Here is a 14,377-nt window from a genome sequence, read left to right as displayed (position 1 = left end):
AAAAAATCAGCAGCTATCTAAAATCTTTATGCAATTGAAACACTTTACTATTCTTGTTACATTTTTTACTGGTTTTTCATTGTTTGCGCAGGCACAGGAAACAGACACCACTATTGCCACGCAACAGTTGAACGAAGTGGTAGTAAGAGGCTTTGAAACCGAAAGAAAGCTCACCGAGACAGCCGCTTCGGTAGGCGTGCTGACAATTAAAGATATTGAGAGATTCCAGAACACAACCCTGGTGCCTGTTTTTAATACCTTGCCGGGTGTGCGCATGGAAGAGCGCTCTCCGGGCAGTTATCGCCTTTCCATCCGGGGTAGTTCTCTCCGCTCTCCTTTTGGTGTTAGAAATGTAAAGATTTACTGGAATGATATTCCGCTGACTGATGGTAACGGTAATACTTTTCTGAATGCCATAGATATGAACACCGTTGGAAACATTGAGGTAATTAAAGGCCCTGCTGGAAGCATTTACGGTGCCGGAACAGGAGGAGTGATACTGCTGGGTGGTAATAAAGCAATGGCGCAACAGAGCTCAAAAGAAAAACCTACCAGCTATATAAATACTACCTTTGGCTGGGGAAGTTTTGGATTACAGAACCGGGCCATTTCATGGAATCTGGCTACAGAGAAAATTAACTCTGTATTGAGTTATGCCCATGCACAGGCCGACGGTTACCGCCAGAACAGTGCCACAGTACGTGATGTGCTCAGCTGGCGTTCAAATTTCTTTGCGTCTGCGCACAGAACGTTTAATGTATCGGCCCTGTATTCTGATATGCATTATCAAACGCCGGGCGGGCTAACGCAGGCACAGATGGACCAGAACCCCAGGCTGGCGCGCCAGCCTACACCAACAATACCGGGGCCAATTCAGCAAAAGGCAGGTATTTACCAGAAAGTATTTAATCTGGGGGTATCGCAGGAATACCGCTTTAATGAACACTGGACAAATGTAACAGCTTTATACGGAACTATCACCGAACTACGGAACCCATTTATTACCAATTATGAAATCAGGAATGAACAGACTTTTGGCGGACGAACCCGCACAACCTACGCGTTTCGAACAGGTACAATTTCTAATCGCCTGTCAGCCGGAGGAGAGTTTCAGCAGTCATACTGGGTGATTCGTAACTTTGGTAACAGAGGCGGCAATATTGATACCCTGCAAACCAACGATAACGTGGGCGCCATGAGTTATTTTCTCTTTACACAACTGGAAACAGAACTACCACAAAACATTATATTGACAATCGGTGCCAGTTATAACAGTGTAAAGTATAACTTCACCCGGGTTTCAGACGCGCCGAACATCAAACCAATTGATAATTTTCTGCCGGCTGCCTTTTTACCCAGAATAGCTTTATTGAAAAAAATAAAAGATAAGATAGCTGTTTTTGCCAGTGTCAGCAGCGGGTTTTCTCCGCCGTTAGTAAGTGAATTTACTGCCGGATACCGAAACACCACCTTTGTGCCTACGCTGGCCTCTGAAAGAGGTACTAATTATGAAATTGGTACCAGAGGAAACCTGTTGAATCAACGATTGTCGTTTGATGTAACGGCGTATTCTTTCCGCCTGCAGAATACTATTGTAAGACGTGTGAACGAAGCAGGAACCGAATACTTTGTAAATGCCGGAGGCACCCTGCAAAACGGGCTGGAAGTATTGCTGAACGGCTGGCTTGTAAAAAAACCCGAAGCAACAACAGTGCGGGAATTAAGGCTTTTTAGCAGCTTTACACTGGCAGACTATCAGTTTAAAAACTATAAGCAGGTACAAACTGATTTATCTGGTAAAAGCCTGACGGGTGTACCGCGGCATGTATGGGTATCTGGTCTTGACATCGTCAGTCAGCCGGGTTTTTATCTGAACTCAACCATTAACTTTACCGACCGCCTGCCGGTGAATGATGCCAATACGGTTTATGCCAACAGCTACTGGTTGCTCAATGCAAGGTTGGGGTATCAGAAAACATTTAAACCGCTGGCTATCAACATCTTTGTAGCAGGCGACAACCTGTTGGATAAGTTATACAGCCTGGGCAATGACCTGAATCCTGTTGGTAATCGTTTCTTCAACCCTGCCCCAACCCGAAACTGGCAGGTAGGTGGCAATGTGAGGATATTTCTTTAAATGAAGGGGGCCGGTTAGCGGCCCTCTTTTATTTTACTTTGCTGCCTTTATCATCTTCAAACAAACAGGCATGGACACTTTCACTTCTTTGCCTGTTGGTGTTAGTGTGCCGGTTTTGGCATCTCTTTTAAACAGCACAATGTTGTCGCTATCCTGATTAGCCACTAAAACCCACTTGCCGGTTGGGTCAATCATAAAGTTGCGAGGGGTTTTACCCTGCACCGGCTGATTGGTAATATAGGTAAGTTTTCCTGTTTTCTGGTCTATACTGTAAATAACCAGATGGTCATAAAAACGATTGGAGCCATACAGAAACTTGCCATCGGCAGAAATATGAATATCAGCGCAGGCATTCCGGCCTTTAAATTCAGGTGGCAAGGTAGATATGGTCTGCATTTCCTCCAAAGCGCCTTTGCCGTAGTGATAGGCCGTTACAGTAGAATTCAGCTCCTGAATGACATACGCCCAATTACCATTGGGATGAATCTTGAAATGCCGCGGCCCGGCGCCATCGGCCGTTTTGGTAGCCGGAGGATTGCCCGCACTCAGGCGTCCGGTTTGGGCATCTAACTGATAACTCACAATTTTATCAATGCCCAAATCTGCCACAAAAATATCAGTATTGTTGGGGGCAATGTTTACCGAATGTACATGTGGCTTCTCCTGACGGCTGGCATTTACACCCTTGCCCTCATGCTTAATGGTTTGGGTAGGTGCACCCAATGACCCATCTTTTTCAATAGGCAATATGCTCAGGCTGCCGCCACCATAATTACCAACCAAAGCCCATTTTCCGGTTTTGTCAACCGATATATGGCAAGGCCCCGAACCACCTGCCGACTGCGTATTCAGTTTGGTCAGCTTCCCTGTTTTATTATCAAAGCTGTAGGCATTTACCGAACCGTCTTCTGTCTCGCCAACGGCATAAACAAATTTCTCATTGGGTGCTACATCCAGAAAAGTCGGGTTTTTAATTCCGCCGGTTACACTTACAGAGGCGAAATCTCCGGTACGGGTATTAAATTTATAAACATACAAGCCCTCGCTTCCTTTGCTGGTATACGTACCTACCAACAGGTAATAGTCATTATTTTGTGCATAACTGCTGAATGTTACGAACATAAGCAGTGAGCAACAGCGTATCAGGTTCCTGAAATTCATCATAAGTAACGGTTGAATAATGTTCAATAAATGTACACCAAAGATAGCTACTTTTTGGCTTTTTTATTTATTTGCGGCTTTCAATTAAAGATATGCAGGCTCCAAACATTACCACCGTAAAAACAGCTGCCGATGTAAGAGGTATTCTGGCACTTCAACAAAAAAACCTTAAAAAGAACCTCACAGCCGAACAAATAGAAAGCCAGGGCTTTGTAACTGTCGAGCATAATTATGATGTTTTAAAAGCCATGAACGATGCGCAAGCGAGTATAATTGCCAAAGACGGCGATACCGTTGTGGGTTACTGCCTGGCCATGCTGCCCCAGTTCAGAAATGATGTGCCGGAAATCAGAAGTCTGTTTGATACTATTGACCTGATTGAGTTTGAAAACCGCCCCCTGAAAGAGTTTAATTACGTAGTAATGGGGCAGGTATGTGTAGGAGAAGGCTACCGGAGCATGGGGCTTTTTGATGGTATGTATCAGAAATTACGAGAGGAGCTTTCAGATAAATTTGATATGTGTATCACAGATATATCGTCCAGAAATCTTCGTTCGCAAAAGGCACATACGCGTATCGGGTTTCAGAACATCAAAGATTTTCATGATACCGAACTGAACGAAATCTGGCGTGTGGTGCTGTGGGACTGGCGTTGCTAAGTGAGCAATATTCAGATTGTGGGCACAGGAAAGCCATCGTAATTTTGGTTTATAAACACGTAAATGCAGATGGAAACGTTAGAGAATCAGGACAACATAGATTATAGCCGCATTGAAAAGGCCATTCATTATATTGAAGATAACTTTCAGCTGCAACCAAGCCTGAAAGAAATTGCAGACCACGTAGCCCTGTCAGAATTTCATTTCAACCGCTTATTCAGCAAGTGGGCAGGCACCAGCCCCCAACGGTTTATGCGTTTTCTTACCAAAGAATTTGCCAAAGAAAAACTAACCCAGAGCGATAATCTTCTGGACGCTACGTTTGAATCGGGTCTGTCGAGTACCAGCCGCCTGCATGATTTATTTGTCACTTATGAGGCCATGACCCCTGCCGAGTTTAAAGCCAAAGGCGATGGGCTTACCATTCATTATGGCATCCATACAACGCCTTTCGGTCAGTGCCTGATAGCCGTAACGGGTCGGGGCATTACCGATTTACGCTTTATTGAAACAGAGGGCCATGAAATGGCTATTTCGGAAATCAGAACTGATTTTGCTAATGCAGAATTTGTTTTTGACAAAGAGTTTACCCGACCATTTATTGAGCAGATATTTTACGGAACAGAAAAAACCATAACCCCAATTACATTGCTTTTAAGAGGCACTAACTTTCAGATAAAAGTTTGGGAAGCACTGTTGAAAGTTCCGTTCGGGCAAATGGTCAGTTATAATACCATTGCTCAAAACATTGGTCAACCCACTGCACATAGAGCCGTAGGAACAGCCATCGGCAGCAATCGCCTGGCTTATGTTATTCCGTGCCACAGGGTTTTACAAAAGGTAGGAGGCATCGGCGGATATCGCTGGGGCATCACCCGTAAAAAGGCAATGTTGGGTTGGGAGTTGGGGAGATTGTAGTGTGGCGTAGCAGTAGCACGGAATGATATTCCGTGTCACGGGCTCATCCTTTCCACAACAGATATTTCTCCCTCATACAAACCGCGCAGGGGCGATATCCACAGTTCATTGCCTCTGCTTCATTCTCAAAAAATACACGGTTTTTTACTTTCATCTTTTTTCCTGACCGGCAGTCTAATCTTCCGTAAATCTTCAATTTCATATTCCCGGCCATAGTTACCTCTTCATTCCTTATTTTCTTCCACAAGGCTCTGGCTCTCGTAAAACGGTTGGCGCCTAAAGCTGAGTGCTGTATCATGGTGCATCATGAAAAATAACGCCCAGATTAAACCGCTGCCCTTTCCTTACCTCACTTACTCCATGCCGTACGGTGGCACGGTAGTAACCTTTTGTACCCAAAACAGGTCTGTAATTAGTAGTAAAAATAACAGCATCACCCCTACTGGGTTGTAACACAATGGGCTTCGACTGCATTCTTGGGCGGTTCTCCACCATCACAAACTCGCCACCTTCGTAATCCAAACCAGCCTGTGTAAGGAATACAACCATCTGAAACGGAAAGTAGACCTCACCATACAAATCCTGATGAAGGGCATTCCAGTCCCCGGCCTGATATTTAAGAATCAAGGGCGTAGGTCTGGTTTGCCCAGCCTGCCGGCATTCTTCCAGAAGTCCCTCCAGGGCCTCGGGAAAATCTTTACTAATCCCAAGTTTAAACATCCACTCATTCGCCACCTTAACCAGATACAGATAAACTAATTGGCGTAGTTGAGTAATTACATCAGGTAAGGGATATTGGTAATACTTATACTCGCCACTGCCGAACTGAAATCGCTTCATGTTAATGATACTCCGGTAAAGCTCATTATTATTATAGTTTTCAATCAATTGCCTGCATTCTTCGTCTGTAAGGATTTGAGGTAAAACGGCGTATCCTTTTTCATTCAGACTGTCTGCATGGTGTTGCCAATTCTGGCTTTCTACGCGTTGTGCTATTTCCGCTAACATATTAACTGGGTTTGTTGCAGGCAAAAGTCTTAAAACCATTTAGACTTATCCAGCCGAATCTTGCTCTATTTCACAAAAAGCAAAAACAGCATGAAAAATTAAGCCCCTTGTTCTATTTTTGAACAATAATTAGCAAAGCAATGAAGCAGGAAGATTTAACGATAAACACTTTCAATAAAAATAGTTTGGTTGTAACAATTATCGGTTTTGAAATAGACAATCCGAAGCATTATCAGGCATTTAAGGAGATTAACTATAACTGGATAAACCAATACTTTAAAGTTGAGCAGGGAGACCTGGATTCGTTAGAAAACCCGGAGAAGTATTTTCTGGCTACCGGTGGTGCCATACTGCTAGCTAATCTGGACAATGAAATTCTGGGGACAACAGCCCTGAAACCCATGCCTAACAATAGTTTTGAACTCTGCAAAATGGGCGTAAGTGATACCGCCAAAGGCCTGGGCATCGGCTTTGCATTGGGCAGGGCTGCTATTGAGAAAGCCCGTGAGCTTGGCGCTAAAAGAGTATATCTGGAGACAAACTCTTCGCTAGCCCCGGCTCTGAACCTCTACAAAAAGCTGGGTTTTACAAGGGTGGAAGATTTCACATCACCATATAAACGAGCCGATGTAGCCCTGGAAATGTACTTATAGTTTTTCATGAAAAACTATTATCTTCGCAAATCAAATAATCAAAGAACTAATTATATGAGAAAAAAAATTGCCGCTGGCAACTGGAAAATGAATAAAACTTTTGAAGAAGGCCAAATCCTTTTGTCAGAAGTAGTTAATATGGCTAAAGACGAAATCGTGAACCCTGATGTACAGATTGTCGTTTGTGTTCCGTTTCCTTATTTAGGCACATTCGGAAAACTGATTGACAGCCCAAAGGTAGCTTTGGGTGCACAAAACTGTTACCCAAAGGCCTCAGGAGCTTACACGGGCGAAGTATCAGTACCAATGTTGCAATCGGTAGGTGTTCAGTATATCATTATCGGTCACAGCGAACGCCGTCAGTATTTCAATGAGTCTGATGCTTTTCTGGCTGAGAAAGTAAACGCAATTCTTGAAGCCGGATTAACTCCTATTTTCTGCTGCGGCGAAACCCTTGAACAACGCAACGAGGGCATCCATTTTGATTTCGTAACGGGTCAGTTAACCAACGGCCTTTTCCACCTATCAGCTGACGATTTGAAGAAAGTCGTAATTGCCTACGAACCCATCTGGGCTATTGGCACCGGCGTAACTGCCAGTAACGACCAGGCACAGGAAATGCACAAAGTGTTGAGAGACCACCTGGCTTCTAAATACGGTGCTGAAGTTGCTGAAGAAATTAGTATTCTATACGGAGGCAGCGTAAATGGTGCCAACGCACAAGAACTATTTGCCTGCCCTGACGTAGACGGCGGCCTTGTAGGTGGCGCTTCGTTGAAATCAAGAGAATTTGTAAATATTGCCAAATCGTTCTGATATATAAAAGTGTGCCGGGTACATATCCGGCACGCTATTCAACAGAATCGGCTTTGCTTTTAAGTGGCTTAATAAAGTAAAAAATTCCTGCTACAGAAGCTACCAATAATATAATTAGCAGTATTTTCTGCACATTCCCTTCATTGGGGTTCTCCAGCAATTTCCTGATTTCATTGGCCTGTTGGCCCGTCCATACAGCCAGTATTGTTCTGGGTATCATACCCAAAAACCCTCCTAACAAGATATTCTTTAGTTTAGCGCCTGATAACGCAAAAACAAAGTTGGTTAAAGCAAAAGGCAAAACAGGCGATAGTTTGGCGAAGAAAATAATCTTCAGTTCCTGTTGTTGAATTGCATCTAACAGGTCTTTTGCTTTCTTGTTTTCCTGTAAGTAATTTCTGAACCGGTCTTTATCAAGCCTGCGTGTAATGGTGTTTACCAGCACAATGGCCGCCATGTTCATTAATAACAACGGTAATACAGCGCCCCAGCCTAAAAAATAACCAAAAACCAGCGCAAGAAATGTGGGTGGGGTAACCGCCACTGCTGATGTAATACAGCAAAGCAGTGTGATAAGTGCCCACCGGGTGGGGCTGTATGTTATGATCTCTGCCTCATTTGTTATTACCCAGACAGTAATAATTGAGGTGAAAACCAACGGAACAACTGTTAAAAAAACAGACGAAACAAGTGCGAAAGAGTATTTGCCGGAATTATTCAAGTATGGCTCATTTTTACAGGCCACAAAAATACGCATTACAAATACCTGATGCTAAAGATTATTAAAGAAGAAATCCGAAGCGAACAACAATAGGTGAATTATTACCACCTAAGCCCTGCGGACTGATAAAACCCCGGTTAGGGTAGCCCAGGTTGTACATCAACGAAATAAAACTGCCTCTGTTTCCGCCGCGCCCCTGATAAAACCCGGCACCTAGTAGCGGTGAGCCTTCCCACTTCTTTTTAATGTCGGTAACGGGAGTATTCGGATTAAAAGAATAGAACTGACTGGCATAGGCATTCATCATTTCATATTCTGCATGTATAAAAATAGATCTGAAAACCTGCTGCCTTACAAATAGCTTGGGTCCGTAAACCAAATTGCCGTTCTGGTTAAAATTACCCTGGTATATCAGGTTGGCGCCCAGCCCGGCAACAGTTCCTTTTTCCCCTAGCTCATACCCTACCATAGGCGACACATCAATGTAAAAAGCACCAAAGAAACCAAGCCATAAATTACCTCCATACCTTAGTCTTTCTTTCCAGGCGGGCTTTGGCTGCTCAAAAAATATGGGCTTTTCTTTCTGTTGTGGTTCTTCTTCCTGTGCAAATGCCGCAAAGGCACAAATAAGTAAGGTAAGGGTTAAAAAAGCTTTACGCATGTGTTAATGCTGTTTCTTGTAAAAAATCAGGCAGTTCAATGGTCTCTAACAATTGTTCTTCAAGCATATTTGCCCACTCTAGTAAATAAACGATAACATCTTCTCTAACATTGTGGCGCAAATAGCGTTTTTCTACAGGTAGGCGAGACAAAACGTCTTTGTCTGATAGTTTCTCAAGATTTTTCAGGTCTTCTAACGTAAACCCTGCTGTCAGCATTTCAAAAATCAGCAGGTCAATGGGCATGGCACTAACACCACAATAATCATTCAATTGTTCGTTCCAGTCGCCGCGCCCCTGCATGGCGTATGCATGTATTTCTGCTTTGGTTTTCCGGGTTACCTCCTGCGCCAGATTGCCGCAGTTACAACTACCCATGTGCCCCCACATATATTGCGTACCAGCCTGAAGCTTGCCGGCGGTACGCCTTAAAGCATCTACTATTTCTTGTTTTACCTGTGCCATTGCTTAATCTTTTTAATTTCTTGCTATAAAACCATATTAAAGTTAACAAAGTTTATATTTTTTTAAAATTCAGATTTCATTACTAGACAGGTACCACCCAAGAAATAACGTAGCTCATAGAAAACTAAAAACCGGCTTAACGAGGGCTTTATATTAAGACAATATCGTTGGCATTGGCCACTTCAAAATTCTGGGTACTTAAATTGGCTTTCAGTTCGGCAGATGTAACCCTGATACGTGCCACTCCTACCATTACGCCGTGGCCATCTGTTATCTCCACCACCTCTCCGGCTTCAAAATCTCCCTTAACCTTTTTTATACCCACTGCCAGCAAACTGCTGCGTTTCTGAAGGGCTTTTACGGCTCCGGCATCAATTTGTAGTGTGCCTACGGTTAAGCTACCGCTTGCCAGCCATTTATTACGCGATGAAAGATTTACCTCCTGCGGCAGAAACTCACTTCCGGCTTGCCCCTGCAATGCGTTCAGGATACCATCTGGGGTTTTCATGCCGAAAATAATCACCTTAATTCCCATGCGGGTAGCCAGCTTGGTAAACGTTAACTTAGAGGCCATACCGCCCGAACCCAAAGCCGACTTACTGTTATCAACCAGGCCTAATATCTGGTTATCAATGGTTTCTATTTTTCTGATTATGTTCTTTTCTTTATCCAGCAAGCCGCCAACCGACGTGCATATCATCAGGGTTTCGGCGCCAAAGCCAGTGGCTATCAGGGTGGCTAGTTCATCATTATCTGAAAACTTCAACTCGCGGTTACTCACCACATCGTTTTCGTTGGCAATTGGTATGATACCATTTGCCCACAACTCCTGATACGTTTCTTTCAGTTGCAGAAACTGCTCGCGGTTGCCAAAGTGCTGGCGCTCGCACAAGCTCTGTGCAATTTGTATGTTGTATGCCGAGAAGTACCTGGAATAAATACTTAATAACAACGGATTGCCAATGGCTGCGGCGGCCTTCCTTTCTGCTATTTGGCCTGAATACTGTTTTATATAGTGCTTGCCTGCTCCTACCGCACCCGACGACACAATAACAATATGATACCGGGCATGTAACTCAGAAACCTGCCGGGCAATATCGGCAATAATGGTTTCGTCTGGCTCGCCGTTGGTTTGCGTTATAGAAGCAGTACCGAATTTAATGATAAGAATAGGCAATTGGGTCATTGGGTGGGGTGCTTAATGCTTGTTACTGTTTACTGTTGTCTCTCTACTATCAGGGTAAACAAAAAAGACGCAAGGTTTTGCGTCTTTTTTATTATGAAGATTTTATTTCTAAACTTTCGCAGGCCCTGCGGGCGGCTTCCTGTTCGGCTTTTTTCTTGTTCCATCCACCACCGGTGCTAATGGCCTCACCATTTACTTTTACCTGTGCCACAAACTCTTTATGGTGATGCTTGCCGTTTTCCTGCACAATCTCAAAAACAATCTTTTTGCCTTCTTGTTGTGCCCAGCTTAACAGAATACTTTTATAATTGGTATTGGTCTGAATAACGGTGTCGAGGTCAAAATAATTGGCTATCAGTTTTTTCAGAATGAAAGTTCTGGTAAATCTGAAGCCTTTGTCGAGATAGATAGCGCCGATAAGGGCTTCCATGGCATCGCCATACATCGATGTACGGCTGTGGGCAATGCGCTGGCCATCAAACTGAATGAGCTTCTCTAAACCAATCTTGCGTGCTACCTGATTCAAAGATTCGCGGTTAACAATTCTCGACCTGATTTCGGTTAAGAACCCTTCATCTTTGAACGGATATTTCTTGAAAAGGTATTCGGCTACTATCATGCCCAACACCGAATCACCCAGATATTCAAGCCGTTCGTTCGACTCGCGAAAACCACCAATATTGGTTTCTTTTGACGCAGAGGTATGTCGAAAGGCCAACTGATAGAGCAAAGGATTACTCGGCTTTTCACCAATAATTTGCTCTACAGCTTTTCTAAACTCACGTTCTTTTGAACTCGTTTTAAAGAATCCCCAAAAGTTACTAGCCTCCGACAACACGTTTCGAAATTAGATTTTCTTAAATATTAGCGTAGCATTATGTCCGCCAAAACCAAAACAATTACTCAAAACTACATCAATTTTTTTTGATTTCGCCACATTTGGGGTTAAATCTATTCTTGGGTCAATTGCCTCATCAATATTGAACAGATTTATGGTTGGCGGAACAACCTGATTTTGGATAGCCAGTACCGCAGCAACAGATTCAACTGCTCCGGCTGCTCCAAGTAAGTGGCCTGTCATTGATTTGGTAGAACTGATGCTCATCTGGTAGGTATGATCACCAAACAACTGCTCAATAGCTTTAATTTCCTGTGGGTCACCCAGTGGTGTTGACGTACCATGGGTATTGATGTAATCAACCTCTTCGGGTTTCATGTTGGCATCTTCCAGGGCATCCTGCATAGAAAGAAACGCTCCTAAACCTTCGGGGTGTGGGGCTGTAATATGATATGCGTCTGAAGACATACCACCACCTACTATCTCACAATATATTTTGGCTCCACGTGCTACTGCATGCTCATACTCTTCCAGAATCAATGCTGCACCGCCATCGCCCAACACAAAACCGTCACGGTCTTTGTCATAAGGTCTTGAGCCCGTTGCAGGGTCATCGTTTCTTTCAGACATGGCACGCAAGCCGTTGAAACCACCAATACCCGCTTGAGTAATGGCAGCCTCTGAGCCACCTGATATACAAATATTAACTCTACCTAAGCGTATGTAATTAAATGCGTCTATAATGGCATTATTGGTAGAGGCGCATGCCGATACAGTAATGTAGTTAGGACCACGGAAGCCATATTTAATAGAAATCTGGCCCGAGGCACTGTCGGCAATCATTTTCGGAATGAAAAACGGATTGAATTTCGGGGTACCGTCGCCACTGGCAAAGTTAATCACCTCTTCTTCAAAGGTTTTCAGACCGCCAATACCCGACCCCCATATAACACCGGCTTTATTTCTATTGATTGTTTCCAAATCAATACCAGAGTCTTTCACAGCTTCATCGGCTGCTACCATGGCATACTGGGTAAATAAGTCCATTTTACGGGCATCCTGCCTTGGTATAAATTGCGTTACGTCAAAGTTTTTAACTTCGCAGGCAAATTTTGTTCGGAACTTACTGGCGTCGAACTTAGTGATAAAGGCTGCGCCGCTCACACCGGTTGATAATCCGTGCCAGAACTCTTCTACCGTATTACCGATAGGCGTTATAGCCCCCAATCCTGTTACAACTACTCGTTTGAAAGCCATAAAATGAGGTTTGAAGTTTCAAAGTTATAAAGTTTCAAGTTTCAGGCTTGTATCATGAAACTTGAAACTCGCAACTCGAAAATTATTTAGAATTTTCTTCCAAGTATGTTATAGCCTGACCTACTGTCTGGATATTTTCTGCCTGGTCGTCTGGGATTGATACGTTAAATTCTTTTTCAAATTCCATTATCAATTCCACAGTGTCTAGTGAATCTGCTCCCAAATCATTGGTAAATGATGCCTCAGGAGTTACTTCAGACTCTTCAACGCCGAGTTTTTCTACGATAATTCTCTTTACTTTAGATGCAATTGCTGACATTTTGAACTGTAGTTTGGTGAAAAACGACTGCAAAGAAAATGCTTTTCAACGAAAACAACAAAATACGGGAAAGTTTTTTAGTGTCAGAAAACTTTCGACATTTGTATTTGTTTTTCTATTAAAGCCTGAAATACGAAAGAAATTTTGGAAAAACACTCCGGAATAGAAATATTCCATCAATTAATTAAGAAAAACCTACTTTATAGTGGGCAAAAAAAACATTTAAAGTGCTGAAAGTCAATCAATTAAAAAACCAGAATTCGGGCAATTTTTTCTTAATTGCCGGGCCATGTGTGGTAGAGGGCCATGATATGGCTCTTGAAATTGCCGAGAAAGTAAAGAAAATTACCGACCGCCTGCAGATACCTTATATATTTAAGGCGTCGTATCGGAAAGCCAACCGAACCAAATTGAACTCTTTTACAGGTATTGGTGATGAACTTGCCTTGAGTATTCTAAAAAAAGTAGGTGACACGCTTGAATTGCCAACCATAACAGACATCCACGAGTCTCATGAGGCCGCCATAGCTGCCAGGTTTGTAGATGTTTTGCAGATACCTGCTTTTCTATGCCGCCAGACCGAACTGCTGGTTGCCGCTGCTGAAACCGGCAAAGCTGTTAATGTTAAGAAAGGACAATTTATGCACGGCTCAGGAATGGGCTTTGCCGTTGAAAAAATTAATGCCGTAAACCCTGACGCACAGGTAATGCTGACCGACCGCGGGAATTCGTTCGGGTATTCTGATATTGTGGTCGACTACCGCAATATTGTCGAAATGAAGGCCTTTAACGTGCCCGTAGTAATGGATTGCACGCACTCGCTTCAACAACCTAATCAGTCATCAGGTGTTACGGGTGGTAAACCGGCTCTGATTGAAACCATAGCCAAAGCAGCCATAGCCGTAGGAGCCGACGGAATATTTATTGAAACCCACCTGGAGCCATCTATGGCTAAGTCAGACGGTGCCAATATGTTACCGCTCAACCAGCTTGAATCTTTATTGGAAAAACTGGTTAGAATCCGCGAAGCGGTAAAGAAAAACTAATTTCCATAAGCATAAACAGCTGAAAAAGAACCACTTAAAGGTAGCGCACAAGCAAATGCCGCTCAATAATATTTACCGATTAAATTTCATTTATTAATATTAAAAAATATATTTTCGTTATATTTACAGGGCAGCGTGCCTTCATAGAAATTAACATTTTTCAAGAATATGGCAAAGAAGAAAGATGCTCAGGAAGAGCCTGAACAACAAATAAATATTGAATTATCGGAAGAAATGGCAGAGGGCGTATATGCAAATCTGGCTATGATTGCTCATTCTAATACCGAGTTTGTAATAGATTTTATCAGATTAATGCCCGGTGTACCCAAGGCCAAAGTAAAATCCAGGGTTATTCTTACACCAGAACACGCCCAACGTTTGTTAACCGCCTTGCAAGACAATATTTCTAAGTATGAAGATAACTTTGGTTCTATCAGAGAAACCAACGAACCCCTGCCTTTTCCGATGAATTTCGGTGGCCCTATGGGAGAAGCATGATACATACCTGCTCTTCAAAACAAAAGCTCTGAAACC

The 14,377-nt window shown here is 43.2% G+C and carries 17 protein-coding genes; 7 read left to right on the top strand and 10 right to left on the bottom strand.

What is annotated here, in order from left to right; translation table 11 throughout:
- The first annotated feature begins 28 nt into the window (after window positions 1-28).
- On the top strand, window positions 29-2,137 hold the full coding sequence (locus MB380_RS00355) for a TonB-dependent receptor (RefSeq protein WP_253531944.1): 2,109 nt from the start codon (window positions 29-31) through the stop codon (window positions 2,135-2,137).
- A 33-nt stretch (window positions 2,138-2,170) separates the two neighbouring features.
- On the opposite strand, the gene MB380_RS00350 is transcribed toward MB380_RS00355, so the two are convergent.
- Window positions 2,171-3,301, bottom strand: a complete 1,131-nt coding sequence (locus MB380_RS00350) for a lactonase family protein (RefSeq protein WP_253531942.1) — start codon at window positions 3,299-3,301, stop codon at window positions 2,171-2,173.
- Between the two features lie 89 nt (window positions 3,302-3,390).
- On the opposite strand from MB380_RS00350, the gene MB380_RS00345 reads away from it, so the two are divergent.
- Both MB380_RS00345 and MB380_RS00340 read left to right on the top strand, forming a co-directional pair.
- The gene (locus MB380_RS00345) at window positions 3,391-3,957 is read left to right on the top strand and encodes a GNAT family N-acetyltransferase (protein ID WP_253531940.1); all 567 of its coding nucleotides are present in this window, start codon (window positions 3,391-3,393) and stop codon (window positions 3,955-3,957) included.
- 69 nt (window positions 3,958-4,026) lie between these two features.
- Complete coding sequence (locus tag MB380_RS00340) at window positions 4,027-4,875, top strand: methylated-DNA--[protein]-cysteine S-methyltransferase (RefSeq protein WP_253531933.1); 849 nt, start codon at window positions 4,027-4,029, stop codon at window positions 4,873-4,875.
- 43 nt (window positions 4,876-4,918) lie between these two features.
- Here the strand turns inward: MB380_RS00340 and MB380_RS00335 are convergent, their stop codons facing one another.
- Complete coding sequence (locus MB380_RS00335) at window positions 4,919-5,173, bottom strand: Ada metal-binding domain-containing protein (protein ID WP_253531931.1); 255 nt, start codon at window positions 5,171-5,173, stop codon at window positions 4,919-4,921.
- Window positions 5,170-5,883 (bottom strand): 2OG-Fe(II) oxygenase, encoded by a 714-nt coding sequence (locus MB380_RS00330; protein WP_253531929.1) that lies wholly within the window; start codon window positions 5,881-5,883, stop codon window positions 5,170-5,172. Before MB380_RS00330 ends, MB380_RS00335 begins: the two co-directional genes overlap by 4 nt.
- A 140-nt stretch (window positions 5,884-6,023) precedes the next feature.
- On the opposite strand from MB380_RS00330, the gene MB380_RS00325 reads away from it, so the two are divergent.
- Entirely contained in the window at window positions 6,024-6,536 is a 513-nt protein-coding gene (locus MB380_RS00325; RefSeq protein WP_253531927.1) for a GNAT family N-acetyltransferase, read from the top strand.
- 54 nt (window positions 6,537-6,590) lie between these two features.
- The gene (tpiA, locus tag MB380_RS00320; RefSeq protein WP_253531926.1) at window positions 6,591-7,352 is read left to right on the top strand and encodes a triose-phosphate isomerase; all 762 of its coding nucleotides are present in this window, start codon (window positions 6,591-6,593) and stop codon (window positions 7,350-7,352) included.
- 34 nt (window positions 7,353-7,386) lie between these two features.
- Here tpiA and MB380_RS00315 read toward each other — a convergent pair whose 3' ends face one another.
- The 7 genes from MB380_RS00315 to MB380_RS00285 form a co-directional block, all read right to left on the bottom strand.
- Window positions 7,387-8,073 carry a TVP38/TMEM64 family protein gene (locus MB380_RS00315; RefSeq protein WP_253531924.1) on the bottom strand — a complete coding sequence of 229 codons (687 nt, stop codon included), beginning with the start codon at window positions 8,071-8,073 and terminating at the stop codon, window positions 7,387-7,389.
- Between the two features lie 61 nt (window positions 8,074-8,134).
- Window positions 8,135-8,734: a hypothetical protein gene (locus MB380_RS00310; RefSeq protein WP_101724967.1), complete on the bottom strand. Its 600-nt coding sequence runs from the start codon at window positions 8,732-8,734 to the stop codon at window positions 8,135-8,137.
- A complete protein-coding gene (locus MB380_RS00305; protein ID WP_101724966.1) occupies window positions 8,727-9,197 on the bottom strand; it encodes a hypothetical protein in 471 nt (156 codons plus the stop codon). The genes MB380_RS00310 and MB380_RS00305 overlap by 8 nt, the downstream gene beginning before the upstream one ends.
- 148 nt (window positions 9,198-9,345) lie before the next feature.
- Window positions 9,346-10,383, bottom strand: coding sequence for a glutamate 5-kinase (proB, locus tag MB380_RS00300; RefSeq protein WP_253531922.1), 1,038 nt, complete (start codon window positions 10,381-10,383; stop codon window positions 9,346-9,348).
- A gap of 91 nt (window positions 10,384-10,474) precedes the next feature.
- Entirely contained in the window at window positions 10,475-11,221 is a 747-nt protein-coding gene (gene rnc, locus MB380_RS00295; RefSeq protein ID WP_101724964.1) for a ribonuclease III, read from the bottom strand.
- Between the two features lie 9 nt (window positions 11,222-11,230).
- Window positions 11,231-12,478, bottom strand: coding sequence for a beta-ketoacyl-ACP synthase II (gene fabF / locus MB380_RS00290; RefSeq protein WP_253531920.1), 1,248 nt, complete (start codon window positions 12,476-12,478; stop codon window positions 11,231-11,233).
- A gap of 82 nt (window positions 12,479-12,560) precedes the next feature.
- Window positions 12,561-12,797: an acyl carrier protein gene (locus MB380_RS00285; RefSeq protein ID WP_101724962.1), complete on the bottom strand. Its 237-nt coding sequence runs from the start codon at window positions 12,795-12,797 to the stop codon at window positions 12,561-12,563.
- A gap of 230 nt (window positions 12,798-13,027) precedes the next feature.
- On the opposite strand from MB380_RS00285, the gene kdsA reads away from it, so the two are divergent.
- Complete coding sequence (kdsA, locus tag MB380_RS00280) at window positions 13,028-13,843, top strand: 3-deoxy-8-phosphooctulonate synthase (RefSeq protein WP_409014717.1); 816 nt, start codon at window positions 13,028-13,030, stop codon at window positions 13,841-13,843.
- 168 nt (window positions 13,844-14,011) lie between these two features.
- Window positions 14,012-14,341 (top strand): DUF3467 domain-containing protein, encoded by a 330-nt coding sequence (locus MB380_RS00275; protein ID WP_101724960.1) that lies wholly within the window; start codon window positions 14,012-14,014, stop codon window positions 14,339-14,341.
- Window positions 14,342-14,377 lie beyond the last annotated feature (36 nt).

Origin of the sequence: Emticicia sp. 21SJ11W-3, from assembly GCF_024138715.1 — a bacterium.
GTDB classification, from domain to species: Bacteria; Bacteroidota; Bacteroidia; order Cytophagales; family Spirosomataceae; genus Emticicia; species Emticicia fluvialis.
Note: the sequence above shows the minus strand (reverse complement) of the source record. Positions and strands in the feature narration are given on the sequence as shown.